Below are 13,430 nucleotides of genomic sequence, written 5' to 3'. Positions count from 1 at the left end.
AGGCAGGTATGCCTGCGCGCGACGCGCCGGGCGGCAGTGGCGCCGAGTGCGCCGATTCCCGACAGATGGAGACACTCCGTGGCCAACCCCCTCGAGAAACTGCTTCGCGCCGGCGAGGGTCGCATCCTCCGGCGCCTCCAGCAGGTCGTGAAGGCCGTCAACGCCCTCGAAGAGGACTACTCGCACCTCACCGATGAGGAACTGCGAGGCGAGACCGCCGAGCTGCGCGCCCGCTATCAGGCCGGTGAGACGCTCGACCAGCTCATGCCCGAGGCGTTCGCCGCCGTTCGCGAAGCCGCGAAGCGCACGCTCGGACAGCGCGCCTACGACGTCCAGCTCATGGGCGGCGCAGCCCTCCACCTGGGCAACATCGCCGAGATGAAGACCGGTGAGGGCAAGACGCTCACCGGCGCGTTCCCGGTCTACCTGAACGCGATCGCCGGTGAGGGCGTGCACGTCATCACCGTCAACGACTTCCTCGCGTCGTACCAGGCCGACCTCATGGGCCGCATCTACCGCACCCTCGGCATGACGACCGGCACCATCGTGGCCGGCCAGACGCCCGAGGTGCGCCGTGAGCAGTACAACGCCGACATCACCTACGGCACGAACAACGAGTTCGGCTTCGACTACCTGCGCGACAACATGGCCTGGCGCAAGGAGGACCTCGTGCAGCGCGGTCACTTCTTCGCGATCGTCGACGAGGTCGACTCGATCCTGATCGACGAGGCGCGCACCCCGCTCATCATCTCGGGCCCGTCGTCGGGCGAGGCGAACCGCTGGTTCGTCGAGTTCGCGAAGATCGCGAAGACCCTCGAGGCCGGTGTCGACTACGAGGTCGACGAGAAGAAGCGCACCATCGGCGTGCTCGAGCCCGGCATCGAGAAGGTCGAGGACTACCTCGGCATCGACAACCTGTACGAGTCGGCGAACACCCCGCTCATCTCGTTCCTCAACAACTCGATCAAGGCTCTCTCGCTGTTCAAGCGCGACAGCGACTACGTCGTCATGAACGACGAGGTGATGATCGTCGACGAGCACACCGGCCGCATCCTGGTCGGTCGCCGCTACAACGAGGGCATCCACCAGGCCATCGAGGCCAAGGAGGCCGTGCCCGTCAAGGCCGAGAACCAGACACTCGCCACAGTCACGCTGCAGAACTACTTCCGCCTGTACGACAAGCTCGCGGGCATGACCGGTACCGCCGAGACCGAGGCTGCCGAGTTCATGTCGACCTACAAGCTCGGCGTCGTCCCGATCCCGACCAACAAGCCGATGGTCCGCAAGGACATGCCCGACCTCGTCTACAAGAACGAGGCGGCCAAGTTCGCGCAGGTCGTCGAAGACATCGCGGGTCGCCACGAAGCCGGGCAGCCGGTGCTCGTGGGCACGGTGAGCGTCGAGAAGAGCGAGTACCTGTCGCGTCTGCTCGCGAAGAAGGGCGTCAAGCACGAGGTGCTCAACGCCAAGAACCACGCGCGCGAGGCCGAGATCGTCGCGCGCGCCGGCCGCCTGGGCGCGGTCACCGTCGCGACCAACATGGCCGGTCGCGGAACCGACATCATGCTCGGCGGCAACGCCGAGTTCCTGGCCGTCCAGGAGATGAAGGCCAAGGGGCTCGACACGGTCGAGACCCCCGACGAGTACGAGGCCGAGTGGGACGGTGTCTACGAGGCCGTCCGCGCCCGCGTGTCGGAGGAGAGCGAGAAGGTCGTCGCAGCCGGCGGTCTGTACGTGCTCGGCACCGAGCGCCACGAGTCGCGCCGCATCGACAACCAGCTGCGCGGTCGCTCGGGCCGTCAGGGAGACCCCGGCGAGAGCCGCTTCTACCTGTCGCTGACCGACGACCTCATGCGCCTGTTTCAGTCGGGCGCCGCCGAGGCGATCCTCGCGCGCACCAACTTCCCCGACGACGTCGCGATCGAGTCGGGCATGGTCTCGCGCGCGATCAAGAGCGCGCAGAGCCAGGTCGAGGCCCGCAACGCCGAGATCCGCAAGAACGTGCTCAAGTACGACGACGTCCTCAACCGTCAGCGCGAGGCGATCTACTCGGACCGCCGCCACATGCTCAAGGGCGACGACATCGCCGACCGCGTGCAGCACTTCATCGAAGACGCGATCGACGCCGTCATCGACGACCACACCGGCTCGGGACACAGCGAGAACTGGGACTTCGACGCGCTCTGGACCGAGCTGAAGACGCTCTACCCGGTCAACGTCACCATCGACGAGGTCGTCGCCGAGGCCGCAGGCCGGCGCGGGATCACGGCCGAGGGGCTCAAGCGCGAGATCCTCTCCGACGCCCGCATCGCCTACGACTCCCGCGAGCAGACGCTCGGCACGCCCGCGACGCGCGAGCTCGAGCGACGCGTCGTGCTGCAGGTGCTCGACCGCCGCTGGCGCGATCACCTGTACGAGATGGACTACCTCAAGGACGGCATCGGCCTGCGCGCGATGGCCCAGCGCGACCCGCTCATCGAGTACCAGCGCGAGGGCTACCAGATGTTCCAGTCGATGATGGGGCAGATCAAGGAGGAGTCGGTCGGCTACCTCTACAACCTCGAAGTCGAGGTGCGCCGCCAGGGCGACGCCGGTGCCGAGCAGGTGACCGAGGTCGAGGCCAAGGGTCTCGGCGGTCAGCCCGTCGAGGGCCAGCGCCTGCAGTACTCGGCGGCCAACGACGCCGGCGAGGTCGAGGTGCGCAACGACCGCGGGCAGGTGCAGCAGGCCGAGACGACGCGTCTGCGTCAGGCCGCTGCTGCCGCCGCAGCCCAGACTCCGGCCCAGGCTCCCGCAGCCGAGCCGCAGCGTGGGGCCTTCGGCCAGCGGACGGATGCTCCCGCCGAGGCTGCGCCGCAGGCACCGCTGAACCGCGCCCAGCGCCGCGCCGCCGAGCAGAACAAGAAGTAGGTCCAGTCGACGCCAGGCCACTGCCCGGCCATTGGCACGGGCATCCCGTCGATATCCTGTTCCGATGAGTCCGCTGCGCACCCTCGACCAGTCGAGCAAGCTGAAGAACGTCCTGTACGAGATCCGTGGACAGGCGCTCGTCGAGGCGGACCGGCTCGAAGCCGACGGCCACACGATCCTCAAGCTCAACACCGGCAATCCGGCGGTGTTCGGCTTCGAGGCGCCGTTCCAGATCGTGCGCGACATGATCGAGGCGGTTCCGCAGGCGCACGGCTACAGCGACAGTCGAGGCATCATGTCGGCGCGGCGCGCGATCGTGTCGCGCTACGAGGAGGTCGCGGGCTTCCCGCAGTTCGACCCTGACCACGTCTACCTCGGCAACGGCGTGTCGGAGCTCATCACGATGACGATGCAGGCGCTCCTCGACGAGGGCGACGAGGTGCTCATCCCCGCGCCGGACTACCCGCTGTGGACGGCGATGACGAGCCTCTCCGGCGGCACCCCGGTGCACTACCGGTGCGACAACGAGAACGGCTGGCAGCCCGACCTCGAAGACATCCGCGAGAAGATCACGCCGCGCACCAAGGCGATCGTCGTGATCAACCCGAACAACCCGACGGGCGCGGTGTACTCGAAGGAGGTGCTCGAGGGCATCGTCCAGATCGCACGCGAGCACTCCCTGCTGCTGCTGTCGGACGAGATCTACGACCGCATCCTCTTCGACGACGCCCAGCACATCCCGCTGGCGACGCTGGCGCCCGACCTGCTGTGCCTCACGTTCAACGGCCTCTCCAAGACCTACCGCGTCGCGGGCTACCGGTCGGGGTGGCTCGTCATCACCGGCCCGAAGAACCATGCCGCGGGCTTCCTCGAGGGCATCCAGCTGCTCGCGTCGACCCGCCTCTGCCCGAACGTGCCGGCGCAGCACGCGGTGCAGGCGGCGCTCTCGGGCGTGCAGTCGATCGACGCGCTCATCGCCCCGAGCGGCCGGCTTCACGAGCAGCGCGATGCGGCGTGGAGCGCCCTCGAGGCGATCCCGGGCGTCTCCTGCGCCAAGCCGATGGGCGCGCTCTACGCCTTCCCGCGGCTCGATCCCGAGGTGCACGAGATCCACGACGACGCCAAGCTCGTCTACGACTTCCTCGTCGCGGAGCACGTGCTGCTCGTGCAGGGGACCGGCTTCAACTGGCCGACTCCCGATCACCTGCGCATCGTCACCCTGCCCGAGGCGCGCGTGCTCACCGAGGCGATCGAGCGTCTCGGCAACTTCCTGTCGTCGTACCGGCAGTGACGGCTCGAGCGGAGTCGGGTGCCCCGCACGATCGATCGCATGACGACGAGCGGGCCGGCTGCATCATCGGAGCCGGTCCGTTCGCCCGCTCGGGGGCGGTGCGCTCAGAGCACCGCGAGTGAGGTGGCGCGCCAACGGCCGTCGACGCCTTCGAGGCGCAGAGCCACGGCGCGCGTGCGGGCGGCGCCGCGCACGATCACCACGGACTCGACCACGCCGTCGGCGGGCGACTGGTGCCGCACCGACACGATCGCATGCACGGGTCGCCGGGCCGGCACACCGCGCGCGCTTCGCGCCCGGGCCGCGAGGTTCGCCCGCGTGACCAGCTTCCGGAACGGATCCTCGGTGAGCCATCGAGCGAGCTGGTCGACCTCGCGCGCTCCGGAGAGCACTTCGAGGACGCCGCGCGTGAGATTGCGCACGAACGGATCGTGGTCGGGCAGAGCAGTATGAGACGTGCGCTGCGGTGCGAAGAACTCGGTGAGGTCTTCGTCATCGCGCGCCCGTATGACGCGGGCGGGGCCCGCGGGCAGCGTCGCCATGGGTGTGCCTATCTCGACAGTGGGGGATGTCTTGCCGCCAGTAGAACACACAGACAACTCTCAGGTGAAGAAGGATTCACCGGCTGTGGATAACTCGTGACCACATCGTGACGCGTGCTCTAGCCTCACGGAGTGCGCTGGGACCGCTTCTTCGACGATCTGGAGGACCAGCTCGCCTCCGAGTGGGAGGCCGAGCGGGCCTCGCTCGACACCGAGGCCGAACGACTGCGGCTGTCGCGACTCGAGCTGCGCGACCGCCTCGCGGCGCTCGCCGTCGGCGCGACCGAGGTCTCATTCGACCTGGCAGGCGGCCACTCCCTGCGAGCCGAGGTCGGCGCGGTCGGGGCCGATTGGGCGGCGCTCGCGCTCGGCCGGCGCCGCGGTCTCGTCCCCCTCTCCGCGCTCCTCGGGATCGGGATGCCGCACGCCGAGCTGCTGCGCACGGCGCGGGCCGTGCCTGCCCGCTCGACGCTCACGGAGCGGATGACTTTCGGCTTCGTGCTGCGCGACCTGGTGCGCCGTCGCGCCGGCGTCATGATCCGGCTCGCCGACGGCGCCGTCGTCACCGGCACCATCGACCGCGCGGGGGCCGATCATCTGGACCTCGCGGTGCACGAGCACGGTGCTCCGCGTCGCGCCGACGCCGTGACCGGCTTTCGGATCGTGCCCCTGGCGGCGGTGTCGCTCGTGCAGATCGAGGAATCCGACGGCTACGTGTGAGCCGTCGTCAGTCGCCGTTGCGGATCGGGCCGGTGCCCCACAGCTCGGGGAAGCTCGCGTTCTGCGACTCCCGCCACAGCGCCATGCGCCGGGCATTCTCCGCCTCGTCGTCGAGATAGTCGGTCACGCTCTGCTCGTCGACCCGCCAGCGTGCCGGCGAACCGACGCGAACCCCGCGCAGACGCCGCTCCATGACGAGCGTCATCACCTCGTCGACCGACACGCCCAGAAGCTCCGCCACCTGGGCGGGTGCGAGCAGGCGCACGGCAGACGTCGGGCTCTCGGGCATGCCCCCATTATTCACCCGGCCCCATACGGCGGGGCCGGCGCGCGGGGCGCTGTGGATAACGATCGGGGCTGTTCGGCCGAGTGCGCGACGATGGGGCGATGACCGCACTCGCGACCGCTCGTCCGCCCCGCCGCGGGTTCTGGGGCGACGCCCGATTCTTCCTCGGCATCGCCCTCGTGATCGTCTCCGTCGCGGGCGTCTGGCTCGTCGTCGGCGCCGCACGCGCGACGGTTCCGGTCTACACCGCGGCCCGCACGATCGTTCCGGGCGAGCCGCTGTCGGCCGACACGCTGCGCCCGGTCGAGGTCGCCCTGGGGCAGCTCGAGGAGCGGTACTTCACGCAGGACGAGCTCGCGGACGGCCTCGTCGCCACGCGCACGATCGCCGAGGGCGAGCTCGTCCCCGCTGACGCCGTCGGCGACGCGGCGGCTTCGCGCACGACCAGCGTCGTGGTCCGCAGCGCCGTCGACGTGCCCGCATCCGTCGAAGCGGGAACGGTCGTCGAGCTCTGGGCGGCACCGCTGCTGAAGGGCGGCGGATACGACGCGCCCCGAATCCTCGTCCCCGACGCCACCGTGGTGTCGGTCACCCGCGACGACTCGATGCTCGGCGGGGGTGCCGCAGCCCTCGAACTCGTGATCCCACGCGCAGACGTCGCCGCCATGCTCGCCGCACAGGCCGACGACTCGGCCCTGTCCGTCGTGCCGACGGTGGGCGCAGGCTCGTGAGGGTGCTCGTCGCCGTCGATGCGGGCGACACCATCGCCGAGGGGCTCCGACGCGCCGGTCACGAGGTCGTCGACGTCGTCCCGGCGACGGCGCTCGCACTCGCTGCCGGTGATGCCGCGCTCGGCGACGACGGCGCCCGGGTGCTGCGGGCCGTGGCCGACGCCGACGCCGTGGTGCTCGAGGTCGCGCGCACGACGCTCGACGCCGGCGTGGTGGCCCTGTGCGACCGTGCCGGAACCCGGGTCGTTCCGCTCTGCGCGGGGGACGCCGACGCCCGCCATGCCGCCGCGCACGGGCTGGAGACCGCTCTCGCCCTCGATTCCGACCCCTGGCGCATCGCCGATGCTCTCGCGGGTGCGCCGGGGGTCGCTGCGCCCCACCGCAAAGCATCCGCGGCGCCGCGCGTGATCACGGTCTGGGGAGCCGCCGGGTCGCCCGGTCGCTCGACGCTCGCGATCGAGCTGGCGGTCGAACTCGCCCGCGGCGACCGGCGGGTCGGTCTCGTCGATGCCGACGTGCACGCGCCGTCGATCGCCCTCGCACTCGGCCTCGCCGACGAAGGTCCCGGGTTCGCGGCGGCCTGCCGGCAGGCCGCGCTCGGGTCGCTCGACGCCCGGGAGCTCGCACGCGTCAGTATCCCGCTCGGTGCGACCGGGGTCGACGTGCTCACCGGGCTCAACCGGCCGTCGCGCTGGCCCGAGCTCAGCGACGCGCGCGTCGGCGCCGCGCTCGCCGCGTGCCGTGACTGGGCCGACCACACGGTGGTCGACGTCGCAGCACCGCTCGAGCGCGACGAGGAGATCGTGAGCGACATCGACGGCCCGCGGCGCAACGCCGCCACGCTGTCGGCCCTGGCTGCGGCCGACATGGTGGTCGCGGTCGTCGGCGCCGACCCGCTCGGGGTGTCGCGATTCCTCCGCGCCTACCCCGATCTGCGCGCCACGGTCGGTGCGACGCCGATCGCGATCGTCGCCAACCGACTGCGGCCGGGGTCGCTCGGCATCGACGCCCGCGGACAGGTTCGGCGCACACTCGACCGGTTCGGCGGGATCGACGACGTGTGGTTCGTGCCGCAGGATCCCCGCTCCGCCGACGCGGCGCTCCTGGCGGCGCGGCCGATCGCCGAGGTCGCGCCGAAGTCGCCCCTCGTGCACGCGGTGCGCCGATTCGTGGGCGAGGCCGTGGCGGCACCGCCTGTGCGCGCGCCGAAACGCCCGCGTCGCGGCCGCGTGGCGACGGCGGCGTGACCACTCCGTCGGGAGCATCGGGCGGATGCCGCGCAAGCGACGCCGTGCGTCACGCTCACGGCATCCGCGCTCTCCGCCTCTAGGCTGGACGGGTGTCGACCCTCAGCGATCTCGTGTACTCCCAAGGCCGCTCGAGCGAGGCCGACGTGGAGTGGCTCCACCGTCTCGCCGGCGACGGTCAGCTGCTCGCCGATCTCGCGTTCGCCGACATCGTGCTCTGGGTGCCGACCGCCGACGACTCGTTCGTCGCCGTCGCGCACACCCGACCGGGTGGCGCCGCGACGCTGTTCTACCGCGACATCGTCGGCGATCTGGTTCGCCCGCAGTGGCGCACGCAGGTGCGCGAGGCCTTCCAGACCGCGCGCATCGTCGACTCCGCCTCGCCCGACTGGTTCGAGGAGACGCCGACGCGCGTGCGCGCCGTGCCCGTCGTGCGCGGCCACGGCGAGAGCGCGCAGACCATCGCGGTGCTGACCCGCCACACCAACCTCGGTGAGACCCGCACGCCGTCGCGGCAGCAGATCACCTTCAACGACTGCGCCGACGACCTCTTCGGCATGGTCGCCTCGGGAGACTTCCCCGACCTCTCGGCTCCCACCTCGCCGCGTCGCGGCGCTCCGCGCGCATCCGACGGCCTCATCCGCCTCGACGTCGACGGCATCACGACGTTCGCGAGCCCCAATGCCCTGTCGGCGTTCAACCGCCTGGGCTTCGACGACGAGCTCGAGGGCGAGTCGCTGGTGACCGTGGTCACCGGCATCCTCCCCTCCAAGCGGCAGTTCGACGAGTCGCTCCCCGTCGTCGTCACCGGCCGGGCGCCGTGGCGGGCCGACATGGATGCGCGCGGCGTGACCGTGTCGCTGCGCACCATCCCGCTGCGCGACCGCGGCACCCGCATCGGCGCCATCCTGCTCTGCCGCGACGTGACCGAGATCCGCCACCAGGAGCAGGAGCTCATCACCAAGGACGCCACGATCCGCGAGATCCACCACCGCGTGAAGAACAACCTGCAGACGGTGGCGTCGCTGCTGCGCATCCAGGCGCGGCGCACCCACTCCGACGAGGCGCGGGATGCCCTCACCCAGGCGATGCGGCGCGTGTCGGCGATCGCCGTCGTGCACGACACGCTGTCTGAGGGGCTCGCGCAGAACGTCGACTTCGACGAGGTCTTCGCCCGTGTGCTCAAGCTCGTGGCCGAGGTCGCCGCAGCCCCGAACACCCGCGCGCGGACGCACTCGACCGGCCGGTTCGGCACGCTTCCGAGCGAGTACGCGACGCCGCTCGCGCTCGCGCTCACCGAGCTCGTGACCAACGCCGTCGAGCACGGTCTCGCGGGCCAGGAGGGCGACGTCGAGATCATCGCCGAGCGCGCCGACGAGCATCTCGAGGTGCGCGTCCGCGACACCGGGTCGGGTCTGCCCGAGGGGCAGGTCGGTCGCGGCCTCGGCACGCAGATCGTGCGCACGCTCATCCAGGGCGAGCTCGGCGGAACCATCGACTGGCACACGATCATGGGCAGCGGCACCGAGGTGACGATCGAGATCCCGCTCCGCTACATCGACCGACCCAAGTCCTGAGGGCTGTGAGCCGGCCGGTCCCGGTCGGGCGGTCGTCGGATGCTGGATACCCGGAACGCCGAAACCGGGGACCCGTTCCGAGACGAGGGCGTGAAGCCTGTGTCTCGGGGAGTCCCCGGTTCCGGGAAGTGCGGGATGCGTCGAGCTGGCGTCAGCTGGCGCGACGTGCGCGAGCGGCGCGGCGCTTGAGGGCGCGACGCTCGTCTTCGGAGAGACCGCCCCACACGCCCGAGTCCTGACCGGTCTCGAGGGCGTACTGCAGGCAGATCTCGGTGACCGTGCAGCGGGCGCAGACAGCCTTCGCCTTCTCGATCTGATCGACGGCCGGACCGGTGTTCCCCACGGGGAAGAACAGTTCGGGGTCGACGGTCAGGCAGGCGGCTTTGTCGCGCCAATCCATGGTGATGCTCCTTGCGGCGTAGTCGGAAATGCATGGGCCCGGTTTCGGGTCCGGTACCCTGTGGGAGTGCGAGGCGATGCTCGCCCCACTTCGCTGTGGGAGCACACGGCTTCACCAATCGTCCCATAGCGGTTTACCTGAAATCAAGGGTTGATCGCCCTCTTTGTGACGGGTTTGCTGAGTATCCGCTCCACTGTATGGAGGAATCGCACAAGCGCGGGGCAATCATTCTGAGAGGTGGATCGAGGATGCGGACAAACGCGTCCGGTACGGCTGCGGCGGCGATCGTCGCACTCGAAGGCATCGGGATCGCGGTGCTCGCGGTGCGGGAGCTCTTCGCCCTCTCGGCCGGCGACACCGGCTCGGTCGAGAGCGCGATCGCGCTCCTCGTGCTCACGGTGATCGGCGCCGTCGCGGTGCTCGCATTCGCGGTCGCCATCCTCGCCGATCGCTCCTGGGGTCGCTCGGGCGGGATCGTGACCCAGGCGCTCATCCTCGCCGTCGCCGGCGGCGCGGCGACCGGCGCCTACGCCGAGCCGCTCATCGGGCTGGTGCTCGCAGTGCCCGCCGTCGCCGGGCTCGTACTTCTCCTCCTCGCGGTGCGCGACGCCGCTCGGCGCGATCGCGCGAACGCGCAGGCCGGCACCCAGCCCTGATCCGCGTCCGCGGATCCGCCTCGACAGACCCGCACCCGTGGATTCCGGGGGCGTGGCCCGGGGATCAGACCTCGAGCAGTTTGCGCAGCCGCGCGACGTGGCCGGTGGCCTTGATGTTGTACAGCGCGTGGAGGATCGTGCCGTCGGCATCCACCACGAATGTCGAGCGGATCACGCCCTCGACCACCTTGCCGTAGTTCATCTTCTCGCCCCACGCGCCGTACGCCTCGTGGACGGCGTGGTCGGGGTCGGAGAGCAGGTCGTAGGGGAGCGCGTCGCGCTCGCGGAACTTCCGCTGCGTCGCGGCGTCGTCGCGGGAGATGCCGAGCACGGTGTAGCCCGCGGCCTGGAGCGGCGCGATGCTGTCGCGGAAGTCGCACGCCTCGGTGGTGCACCCCGGGGTCATCGCGGCCGGGTAGAAGAACAGCACGACGCGGCCACCGCGCAGGCTCGCGAGCGAGACCTCCTGCTCGTCCTGGTCGGTCAGGGTGAAGTCGGGGGCGGGGGAGCCGATCTCGAGCTGCGTCATGCTTCCAGCCTAGGCTCCCGCCTGGTCAGGGGCGGGCGGCGAAGGTCTCGAGCAGGCGCTGCAGCGAGTCGAGCCGTGCGGCGGCGTTCGCGCCGAGACGGCCGGACTCGACGGCCTCGATGATCGCGCAGTCCGGAGCATCCGGAAGATGCGTGCATCCGCGCGGGCACTCCTTGGCGACCTCGTCGAGGTCGGTGAAGGCCTTCAGGATGTTGGCGGTGTCGACGTGACCGAGCCCGAACGAGCGCACTCCGGGCGTGTCGATGACCCAGCCCGAGCCGCCCGCGCCGCGATAGCGCAGCGACACGGTGGAGCTCGACGTGTGCCTGCCGCGGCCCGTGACCTCGTTGACGTGACCGGTCGCGCGCCCCGCTTCGGGCACGAGGGCGTTCACCAGCGTGGACTTGCCCACCCCCGAGTGCCCGACGAAGACCGTCGAGTGACCCTCGAGAGCGGCGCCGATCTGCTCCAGCGGCATTTCGCCGCGAGCGCTCGTGAAGACGCGCAGGTCGAGACCCGTGAAGTGCTCGAGGAAGACGGTCGGGTCGGCCAGGTCGGTCTTGGTCACGACGAGGAGGGGACGGATGCCGGCATCCAGCGCCGCCACCAGGTAGCGGTCGACCAGCCGCGCCCGCGGCTCGGGGTCGGCGGCGGCCACCACGACGAGCATCTGGTCGGCGTTGGCGACGACGACGCGCTCGACCTGGTCGGTGTCGTCGGCGCTGCGCCGCAGCAGCGATGAGCGCTCCTCGATCCCGACGATGCGCGAGAGGGTTCCCTCGTCGCCGGAGACGTCGCCGACGACGCGTGCGCGGTCGCCGGTGACGATCGGCATCTTCCGCAGCTCGCGGGCGCGCACGGCGAGCACCTGGTGCTCGTCGGGCAGATCCTCGTCGACGAGCACGGTGTAGCGTCCGCGGTCGACGCCGAGCACGCGCGCGATGCGCGCGTCGGCGTGCGCGGGGCGTCTCTTGGTGCGCGGCCGATTCGCCTTCGGGTTCGGCCGGACGCGGATGTCAGCCTCGTCGAACGCGGGTTCGTCGTCGTCGAGATCGTCGAGCCAGCTCACGATGCCTGCATGGCCTCCGCCGGGAGGGACCCCGGGGTGTCGCCGCCGTCGATCATGCGCTGCCACAGCTGCGGGAACTCGGGCATGGTCTTCGCGGTGGTGCCGATGTCGTCGACCTCCACGCCGTCGACCGCGAGTCCGACCAGCGCGCCGGTCGTCGCCATGCGGTGGTCGTGGTGCGCGCGCCAGCGTCCGCCGTGCAGGGGACGGGGGACGATGCGGATGCCGTCCTCGAGCTCCTCAGCCTCGCCGCCGAGCGCGCGCAGCTCGCCCACGAGGGCGGCGATGCGGTCGGTCTCGTGGCCGCGGATGTGCCCGATGCCGTGGAGGGTCGAGGGCGCGTCGGCGAATGCCGCCAGCGCGAAGATCGTCGGGGTCAGCTCGCCCGCGGCCGACAGGTCGAGGTCGACGCCGTGGATGGCGGGGCCGGCGGTCACGGTGAGGGCGCCGCCGCGTCGCACGACGCGCGCGCCCATGATCGGCAGGATCTCGCTGAGCATCGCGCCCGGCTGGGTGGAGTGCGCAGGCCACCCCGGCACCGACACCGAGCCGCCCGCGATCATCGCCGCAGCCAGGAACGGCGCCGCGTTCGAGAGGTCGGGCTCGATCGCGATGTCTTTGCCGCGCAGAGGCCCGGGAGGCACGATCCATTCGCCCTGGGCGGGTCGTTCGACGTGGATGCCGCGGTGCGCGAGCGCCTCGACGGTCATGTCGATGTGCGGGATGCTCGGCAGACGCTCGCCGGCATGGATGAGGTGGAGGCCCACGTCGAACCGAGGGGCCGCGAGCAGGAGGCCCGAGACGAACTGGCTGGACGCGCTCGCGTCGATGGTCACCTCGCCGCCGCGCACGTGGCCGTGGCCGCGCACGATGAACGGGAGCGCCCAGCGGCCGCCGTCGTCGATGTCGACGCCGATTTCGCGCAGGCCCGAGATCATCGCGCCCATGGGCCGGTGCAGCGCGGTCTCGTGCGCGGTGATCGTGACGTCGCCCTGCGCGAAGCCGGCGAGGGCGGCGACGAAGCGCATGACCGTTCCGGCCTGGCCGCAGTCGACGATCGCGTCGCCGCGCAGCGGCGAGACCGGCGTCACGACGATGTCGTCGCCGTACTCGCCGGCGCCCTCCTCGAACTCCAGACCCACGCCGAGGGCGCGCAGCGCCTCGACCATGCGGGCCGAGTCGTCGGAGTGCAGCGGCGCCCGGAGGCGGCTCGGTCCGTCGGCGAGAGCGGCGAGGATCAGCTCGCGGTTGGTCAGCGATTTCGACCCGGGAACGGTGACGGTGGCGTGGAGCGGACCCCCGGCCATCGGCGCACGCCAGGCGCCGCGCTGCGATCGCGCGGTTCGCGGGGAATACCCTTCGGCTGTCATCGGGTTCTACCCTACTGAACCTCGTCCGACAGCCCGGCAAATCCGAGCGGGCGCGTATGCGGTTCGCAACAGTCCAGGAGTCGAATGTTCGCGACACTCGAA

General features: G+C 70.9%; 13 protein-coding genes. 7 read left to right on the top strand and 6 right to left on the bottom strand.

What is annotated here, in order from left to right; all coding sequences use genetic code 11:
• The first annotated feature begins 78 nt into the window (after nt 1-78).
• Together secA and JOD63_RS09690 are read left to right on the top strand one after the other, a co-directional pair.
• Complete coding sequence (secA, locus tag JOD63_RS09695; RefSeq protein ID WP_045274828.1) at nt 79-2,910, top strand: preprotein translocase subunit SecA; 2,832 nt, start codon at nt 79-81, stop codon at nt 2,908-2,910.
• Between the two features lie 64 nt (nt 2,911-2,974).
• Nucleotides 2,975-4,201: a pyridoxal phosphate-dependent aminotransferase gene (locus JOD63_RS09690; RefSeq protein ID WP_045274827.1), complete on the top strand. Its 1,227-nt coding sequence runs from the start codon at nt 2,975-2,977 to the stop codon at nt 4,199-4,201.
• A gap of 104 nt (nt 4,202-4,305) precedes the next feature.
• Here JOD63_RS09690 and JOD63_RS09685 read toward each other — a convergent pair whose 3' ends face one another.
• The gene (locus tag JOD63_RS09685) at nt 4,306-4,743 is read right to left on the bottom strand and encodes an Rv3235 family protein (RefSeq protein ID WP_045274826.1); all 438 of its coding nucleotides are present in this window, start codon (nt 4,741-4,743) and stop codon (nt 4,306-4,308) included.
• A gap of 132 nt (nt 4,744-4,875) precedes the next feature.
• Between JOD63_RS09685 and JOD63_RS09680 the strand changes: the two genes are divergently transcribed.
• Complete coding sequence (locus JOD63_RS09680; protein ID WP_045274825.1) at nt 4,876-5,463, top strand: hypothetical protein; 588 nt, start codon at nt 4,876-4,878, stop codon at nt 5,461-5,463.
• Between the two features lie 7 nt (nt 5,464-5,470).
• Here JOD63_RS09680 and JOD63_RS09675 read toward each other — a convergent pair whose 3' ends face one another.
• Entirely contained in the window at nt 5,471-5,752 is a 282-nt protein-coding gene (locus tag JOD63_RS09675; protein WP_045274824.1) for a helix-turn-helix domain-containing protein, read from the bottom strand.
• 98 nt (nt 5,753-5,850) lie between these two features.
• Here JOD63_RS09675 and JOD63_RS09670 point away from each other — a divergent pair, with 98 nt between their 5' ends.
• From JOD63_RS09670 to JOD63_RS09660, 3 genes are all read left to right on the top strand, one after another.
• Entirely contained in the window at nt 5,851-6,480 is a 630-nt protein-coding gene (locus JOD63_RS09670) for an SAF domain-containing protein (RefSeq protein ID WP_045274823.1), read from the top strand.
• A 2-nt stretch (nt 6,481-6,482) separates the two neighbouring features.
• Complete coding sequence (locus JOD63_RS17785; RefSeq protein ID WP_245617946.1) at nt 6,483-7,727, top strand: AAA family ATPase; 1,245 nt, start codon at nt 6,483-6,485, stop codon at nt 7,725-7,727.
• A gap of 92 nt (nt 7,728-7,819) precedes the next feature.
• A complete protein-coding gene (locus tag JOD63_RS09660; RefSeq protein ID WP_045274821.1) occupies nt 7,820-9,304 on the top strand; it encodes a sensor histidine kinase in 1,485 nt (494 codons plus the stop codon).
• Nucleotides 9,305-9,455: 151 nt separating this feature from the next.
• Here JOD63_RS09660 and JOD63_RS09655 read toward each other — a convergent pair whose 3' ends face one another.
• Nucleotides 9,456-9,704, bottom strand: a complete 249-nt coding sequence (locus JOD63_RS09655; protein ID WP_039397845.1) for a WhiB family transcriptional regulator — start codon at nt 9,702-9,704, stop codon at nt 9,456-9,458.
• 248 nt (nt 9,705-9,952) lie between these two features.
• Here JOD63_RS09655 and JOD63_RS09650 point away from each other — a divergent pair, with 248 nt between their 5' ends.
• On the top strand, nt 9,953-10,360 hold the full coding sequence (locus JOD63_RS09650; RefSeq protein ID WP_045274820.1) for a histidine kinase: 408 nt from the start codon (nt 9,953-9,955) through the stop codon (nt 10,358-10,360).
• Nucleotides 10,361-10,424: 64 nt separating this feature from the next.
• On the opposite strand, the gene bcp is transcribed toward JOD63_RS09650, so the two are convergent.
• The 3 genes from bcp to aroA are packed head-to-tail and all read right to left on the bottom strand — an operon-like array spanning nt 10,425 to nt 13,328.
• A complete protein-coding gene (gene bcp / locus JOD63_RS09645; RefSeq protein ID WP_045274819.1) occupies nt 10,425-10,889 on the bottom strand; it encodes a thioredoxin-dependent thiol peroxidase in 465 nt (154 codons plus the stop codon).
• 25 nt (nt 10,890-10,914) lie between these two features.
• Nucleotides 10,915-11,958, bottom strand: coding sequence for a ribosome small subunit-dependent GTPase A (rsgA, locus tag JOD63_RS09640; RefSeq protein WP_045274818.1), 1,044 nt, complete (start codon nt 11,956-11,958; stop codon nt 10,915-10,917).
• Nucleotides 11,955-13,328 (bottom strand): 3-phosphoshikimate 1-carboxyvinyltransferase, encoded by a 1,374-nt coding sequence (gene aroA / locus JOD63_RS09635; RefSeq protein ID WP_045274817.1) that lies wholly within the window; start codon nt 13,326-13,328, stop codon nt 11,955-11,957. The genes rsgA and aroA overlap by 4 nt, the downstream gene beginning before the upstream one ends.
• Nucleotides 13,329-13,430 lie beyond the last annotated feature (102 nt).

It is taken from the genome of Microbacterium terrae (assembly GCF_017831975.1).
Classification (GTDB): Bacteria; Actinomycetota; Actinomycetes; order Actinomycetales; family Microbacteriaceae; genus Microbacterium; species Microbacterium terrae.
This window is presented reverse-complemented; position numbering and strand designations above follow the sequence as displayed.

Excerpts from the sequence above, each read along its gene's own strand:
- JOD63_RS09650 (WP_045274820.1), top strand. The coding sequence starts at position 9,953 with ATGCGGACAAACGCGTCCGGTACGGCTGCGGCGGCGATCGTCGCACTC.
- JOD63_RS09690 (WP_045274827.1), top strand. The coding sequence starts at position 2,975 with ATGAGTCCGCTGCGCACCCTCGACCAGTCGAGCAAGCTGAAGAACGTC.
- JOD63_RS09685 (WP_045274826.1), bottom strand. The coding sequence starts at position 4,743 with ATGGCGACGCTGCCCGCGGGCCCCGCCCGCGTCATACGGGCGCGCGAT.
- aroA (WP_045274817.1), bottom strand. The coding sequence starts at position 13,328 with ATGACAGCCGAAGGGTATTCCCCGCGAACCGCGCGATCGCAGCGCGGC.
- JOD63_RS09675 (WP_045274824.1), bottom strand. The coding sequence starts at position 5,752 with ATGCCCGAGAGCCCGACGTCTGCCGTGCGCCTGCTCGCACCCGCCCAG.
- JOD63_RS09670 (WP_045274823.1), top strand. The coding sequence starts at position 5,851 with ATGACCGCACTCGCGACCGCTCGTCCGCCCCGCCGCGGGTTCTGGGGC.
- JOD63_RS09655 (WP_039397845.1), bottom strand. The coding sequence starts at position 9,704 with ATGGATTGGCGCGACAAAGCCGCCTGCCTGACCGTCGACCCCGAACTG.
- bcp (WP_045274819.1), bottom strand. The coding sequence starts at position 10,889 with ATGACGCAGCTCGAGATCGGCTCCCCCGCCCCCGACTTCACCCTGACC.